The sequence below is a fragment of the Micromonospora sp. M42 genome (assembly GCF_000568915.1).
GTDB lineage: Bacteria > Actinomycetota > Actinomycetes > Mycobacteriales > Micromonosporaceae > Micromonospora > Micromonospora chalcea.
Window position 1 is genome coordinate 1,400,069 of record NZ_KK037233.1, and the last position, 5,940, is coordinate 1,406,008.

General features: G+C 76.2%; 3 protein-coding genes. All 3 read right to left on the reverse strand.

Going from position 1 to position 5,940, the window contains the following annotated elements:
* The coding region (locus MCBG_RS06125) for an AMP-binding protein (RefSeq protein WP_043324638.1) at nucleotides 1-427 on the reverse strand (427 nt) is incomplete at its 3' end.
* The gene (locus tag MCBG_RS06130) at nucleotides 424-2,727 is read right to left on the reverse strand and encodes a lantibiotic dehydratase (RefSeq protein WP_043324640.1); all 2,304 of its coding nucleotides are present in this window, start codon (nucleotides 2,725-2,727) and stop codon (nucleotides 424-426) included. The genes MCBG_RS06125 and MCBG_RS06130, both read right to left, overlap by 4 nt.
* The gene (locus MCBG_RS06135; RefSeq protein WP_223201092.1) at nucleotides 2,678-5,788 is read right to left on the reverse strand and encodes a thioesterase domain-containing protein; all 3,111 of its coding nucleotides are present in this window, start codon (nucleotides 5,786-5,788) and stop codon (nucleotides 2,678-2,680) included. The genes MCBG_RS06130 and MCBG_RS06135 overlap by 50 nt, the downstream gene beginning before the upstream one ends.
* Nucleotides 5,789-5,940 lie beyond the last annotated feature (152 nt).

Genomic DNA, 5,940 nt, shown 5'->3' on the forward strand with positions numbered 1-5,940 from the left:
CGGGCAGGCCGAGCGCCGTCACGCCGGGCTCGTCGCCGAACTCGGCCGCCGCCGCGTCGCCGACGACGACCCGGACGCCCGCGTCGCGGACGATGCCGCGCAGCCGGGCCCGGGGGCCGCCCGGCTCCAGCGGCACGTACGCGGCGCCGGCGAGCAGCACGCCGACCACAGTCGTCACCAGGTCGGGGGTACGCGCGCCGCACACGCCGACCCGGTCGCCCCGGCCGACGCCGTGCTCACGCAGCGCGGCGGCCACCCCGGCGGCCCGGTCGACGAGCTGCCGGTAGGTGAGCCGGGTGTCCCACTGGCGCACCGCCACGGCGTCCGGGGTGCGGGCCGCCTGCGCGGTGATCAGGTCGGCGAGGGTGGCGTCCGGCCAGGGCAGGTCGGTGCCGTGGACGGCGCTGACGGTCAGGGTGTCGGTCACCGGAGTGCTCCAAGGTGCTCGGCCGGGTCGGTGATCTGGAGGCGCAGTTCGCTGACGTAGCCGCGGCCCTGGGCGTCGGGCACCCAGGCCTCGGCGGGGGCGGGCAGCAGTTCGGAGACCACCACCGGCACGTCCGGGCCGGTCCGGAGCGCGGCGTCGACCATGGCGCACAGCGACTGCGCGTACAGCGGCCCGGTCAGGTCCACGTAGCAGGGTTTGATCTCGGTGCCGACCTTGACGAAGACCCGCTCGGGCAGGCCGGTCTCGGCGCGCCAGCGGCGTACCGCCAGGTAGCGGGAGGTCTCGTCGGGGTGGCCGCCCAGCCCGCACGCCCCGGCCGTGGTGCGCCAGGTGCGCCGTGCCACCACCAGCCGGTCGATGGTGATCCGGGGCGTGTACGCCGCGGCGCCGAGCAGCTTGAACGCGTCGAGCAGCAGCGAGCCGAGCAGCGTGGCGAAGACCTCCATCAGCGGCCAGCGGGCGCCGTCGGGGAAGACCGCGGTGAGCGTGTCGCCGGTGCGTTCGACCAGCACGGCGGTGGCCGGGACCAGGCGGTCCACGTCGGCGCCGTGCGCGGTGTCGATGCCGAGCTGGCGGTCCGCCGGGCCGGTCAGCGCGTACGTGGTGCGGGTGGTGCGGCGGGGGAAGCTGTCCGGCCACAGCACCCGCAGCCGGACCGGGCCCAGGTCGGCGTCGAGGTCGGCGCGCAGCGCCGCCGGGTCGGGGTGGAACGGGCTGAGCACCGCGCTGTCGAACGCGACCGACGCCGGGTGCAGCTCGCCGAGCACGAGCAGGAAGTCGCCGCGTTCGACGGCCTCCGGCGAGGCGGCGCACAGCTGCACGTCCGGGTTGTGCAGCCGGGCCGACGGCCAGCCGGGTCGGGTCGCCGGGAACAGTTCCCGGACCCGGTCGGTCAGGTCCGCGGCGCGCAGCCGCAGCTCCGGCTGCCCCTCGGGCAGGTCGGCCAGGCCGAACAGCTCGGCCCAGCGTGCGGTGAGCGTGGCGCCGGCCCGACCGATCGGGCCGTCCGGGGAGACGAGCGTGCCCTGGGCCAGCAGCCACAGGTCGGCCAGCCGCACCGGGCCGTCGGCGGCCAGCTCCTCGTGCAGTTCGGTGAAGACCTCACCGCAGCGGGCGGCCACCTCGCCGGTGAACCAGCGGGCGGTACGCAGCACCACGGCGAGGGGCTCGGCGAGCGCGTCGATGACCGCCGACCCGATGCGGAACTCCAGGTCGCGGGCGGTCTCCTCGTAGCAGACGGTGCGGGCGGCGTACATCTGCCCGCTGTGCCGGGTGGCCGGGCGGCCGGTGACGGCGGTGAACTCGGCGTTGAGGGCGGCGAGCGCGGCGCCGAGCCGGTCCGGGTCGCCGGCCGACGCGGCCACCTCGTCGCGGGCGGCGCGCAGCCGGCCGAACTCGGCCGCTGTGGCGGCGCGGACCGGCTCGTCGCCGATCGCGGCGATCCGCGCTTCGAGTACCAGCTCGGCGTCGGGCGCGATCGGCAGGTTCGCGCCCCAGCTGAGCTGGCCGCGCTCGACCCACCGGTCCAGCAGCAGGTAGACGTCGTCGGCGCTGTGCACCTCGCCGGCGTCGCACAGCCGCTGCGCCAGCTCCACCGCGGGGGTACGCCCGTCGCAGGCGCCGAGCACCAGCGCCTCGACCGGGGTCAGCGCGATCGGCGGGTGCAGCGGCCAGCGCAGCTCCCGGCCGGCGACGGTCAGGTGCGGTTGCAGGGCCGGCGCCCACCAACGGCGCACCGCCAGGTCGTCGGCGAGCCGGTCGGCGTACGCGATGAGCGCCCACGCCTCGAAGTACACCCGCCGCCGGTGCACCAGCGCGGCACCGGGCACGGTGTGCACGCCGGGCCGGGTGGTGTCGAACGTGCCCCAGCAGACCGGGCCGAAGAAGCCGATGGTCTCGGCCTTGCCGCAGTAGCGCTGCCAGTAGCGCAGCAGGCTCAGCTCGCGCTTGCGGCGGCGCACGTTGCGGACCTGCGGGTCGGTGCGCAGCAGCCCGTCCAGCGCGATCAGCATGTCCGGGTTCTGCCAGGTCACCGCCTCGCGCAGCAGCGGGTCGGCGGCCAGCTCGCCGGCCACCGCGGAGGACTCGGCGAACGCCTCGCGCAGCGTCTTGTCGAACACCTCGGCGCCGGTGTCGCCGGCGAGCAGCGCGTCCGCGACGGCGGCGCAGTCCGGCGCGGCGAACCGGTCCAGCCCGGCGGCCGGGAAACCGGCGGTCCGCAGGACCACGTCACGCCACACCGACCAGCCGGTGTCGCCCAGGGGCACCAGATGGCTCACCGGTGGTCCTCCCGCCGGGCGTCGGTGATGTGCAGGCGCAGCTCGCTGAAGTAGCGGCGGCCCTGCCCGTCGGGCACCCACGCCTGCTCCGGGGCGGGCAGCATCTCGCTGACGTGAACGAGACGTCGTCGCCGCCGTCGACCCGGGCGGCGCGCGCCATCGCGCAGAGCGTGGTGGCGAACGCCGGCGCGGACAGATCGACGAAGCAGGGCTTGGTCTCGGTGCCGAACTTGACGTACACCTGTTCGGGCAGGCCGAGGCGGCGGCGCCAGTCCCGGACGGCGAGGAAGCGCTCGCGCTCCCCGTTCGGGACGGCCAGGCCGCTCTCGCCGACAGTGGTCCGCCACGTCTGCCGGGCCAGCACCAGCCGGTCCACGGTGATCCGGGGCGTGTACGGCGCGGCGGCGACCAGCTTGAAGCCGTCCACGGCGTGCGCGCTGAACGGCTCGGCGAAGATCTCGGTGAGCGGCCAGCGCTGCCCGTCCGAGGCGGTCGCCACCAGTTCGCCGTCGACGTCGTCGACGACCAGGTCCACTGTCGGCAGCACGCGGGCCGGGTCGGCGCCGGGCGCGTCGAGGAACGCCAGGTGCCGGTCGGTCGGGCCGGTCAGCGACTCGGCGGTACGGCTGGTCCGGCGCGGCCAGTCGGCCGGGAACAGCAACCGGACGCGCCGCTGCCCGAGGTCCGCCGCCAGCGCGTCGCGCAGCCGCTCCACGTCCGGGTGCGACGGGGTGAACACGGCGCAGTCGAACGACGACCAGGCGGCGTGCAGCTCACCGAGCACCACGGTGTAGTCGCCGCGCCGCAGCGCGTCCGCGTCGGTGGCGCAGATCTGCAGGTCGGGGCTGTGGATGGCGGCGTTGGACCACTCCGGGCCGGCGCCGGGGAACACCGCGTCGATCCGGTCGGCGAGGTCGGGCCGCGCGCAGCCGTACGTCGGTGCTGCGGGGGGCAGCGTGTCCAGGCCGAACAGCCCGGACCAATGGGCGGGCGAACTCCGCCGCCACCGCGTCGACGGGCCGCTCGCCGTCGCCCCAGAACATGCCCTGAGCCAGGAACCACAGTCGGCCAGCGGCACCGGGCCGCCGGACTCGGCGCGCAGTTCCTCGTACAGGCCGCGCAGCACGTCGAGGTAGGCGCGGGCGAGCGCGTTGGCCAGCCAGCGGGCGGCGCGCAGCAGCACGTCCAGCGGGGCGGCCAGCTCGGCCAGCAGCGGCGCGCCGAAGACCACGTCCAGGTCCCGGGCGCTGTCCTCGTAGCAGACCGTGCGCCCGGCGTACATCTGTCCGGCCCGGCGTACCGCGGGCACGCCGGTCAGCTCGGTGAACGTGGCGTCGAGCGCGTCCAGCGCGGCGCGCAGCCGCTCCGCGTCCCCGGCCGCCGCGGCCACCTCGTCGCGCGCGGCGCGCAGCCGGTCGAACCCGGCGCGGGCGGCGGCGCGGGCCGGCTCGTCACCGATCGCCTCGATCCGGTCGGCCAGCACCCGTTCGGCGTCCGGGCTCACCGGCAGGGCCGCGTCCCAGGTGATCAGTTCGCGCTCAACCAGGCGGTCGAGCAGCGCGTAGCCGTCCTCGGGGCGGCGCAGCCCGATCGCCGGGTCGGCGACCAGGTCGGCGGCGGGGCGCCGCCCGTCGGCCGCGCGCAGCAACTCGGCCTCGACCGGGGTCAGCGTCAGCGGCGGACGTCCGGGTCGCAGCACGGCCCGGTCCCGGACCGCCAGGTGTGGCCGGAGCATCGGTGGCCACCAGCGGCGGACCGCCAGGTCCGCGCCGATCCGGTCGGCGTACGCGGTCAGCGCCCACGACTCGAACCACACCCAGCGTCGGCGGGTCAACCGGTCGCCGGGGTTGACCCGGGCAACTTCCGGCTGTGCCGGATCGACTGTGACCCAGCAGCTGGGCCCGAAGAAGCCGACCGTCTCGTTCTTGCCGCAGTAGCGCTGCCAGTACTTCAGCAGCGCCCGTTCCCGGTCGCGGCGGCGTACGTTGCGGGCCGCGTCGGCGCCGCCGCGCACCAGCCCGTCGAACGCGACGAGCGCGCCCCGGTTCTGCCAGGTGACCGCCTCGCGAAGCAGCGGATCGGCGGCCAGCGCGCTGAACCCTGCGCGCCGGAGCGCAGCGCCTCCTCGAACTCCTTGTCGAACCGGTCCGCGCCCGCGCCGGTCCCGTGCCGCTCGTCGGCGGCGGTGGCGGCCCGGGGCGCGCTGAACAGCGAATCCAGTCGGCCGGGGACCCGGTGGTACGCAGCACCGCGTCGCGTCACACCGACAGCCGGTGTCGCCGAGGGGGACCCGGTGCGCGGCGCCGGCGGTCCCGCGGCCGGCGGCGCGCACCGGGTCCGGACCCGCGTCCGGCGTGCCGGCGCGGGGGTCCGAGAGCGCGGCGGTCAGGTCGGCGCGGATCAGCGCGGCCAGCTCGGGCAGCCGGTCGTGCAGGAAGAAGTGCCCGCCGTCCAGCTCGTGCAGGGTGAACCCGGCCGCGGTGTGCTCGGCCCAGGCCGCGTTCTGGTCCCGGGTGACCGCCCGGTCGGTGCGGCCGGCGAACGCGACGATCGGCACCGGCAGCGGCTCGCCGGGCACGTGGCGGTAGTCGTCGACCCGGCCGAAGTCGGCGCGCAGCAGCGGCAGCAGCAGTTCCACCAGCTCCGGGTGGTCGAGCAGTTCGGCGGGGAGGCCGCCGCCCTCGCCGAGGCGGCGCAGCAACTCGTCGTCGCTCGCCCGGGACAGCCCGTCGAACGGGCCGGGGGTGCGTACGTGCGGGGCGCGGGCACCGCCGACGTAGAGCCGCAGCGGCAGCGGGCGGCCGGTGCGGCGCAGCTCGCGGACCACGTCGAAGCCGAGCCGTCCGCCCATCGAGTGGCCGTAGATCGCGTACGGGCGGTCGGCCCGGGAGACGATGGCGTCGGCCACCTCGGCGACGCTGAAGCGCGGGTCCTCGGTGATCCGGTTCTCCCGGCCCGGCAGTTGCACCGGCGTCACGTCGACGCTCTCGCCGAACTCGGACGCCCAGCGCCGGAACGCGCTGGCGCCCGCACCGGCGTAGGGCAGGCAGAACAATCGCACCGGGGCCTCGGGTCGGCTTCCGGCGGAGACGAACCAGTTCACCGCGGACCTTTCTGCACGGGGTCGATCCAGTGCCGGCGGCGCTGGAACGGGTAGGTGGGCAGTCCGGTGCGACGCACCGTGCCGTCGGGGTGCATCTCGTGCCAGTCGAC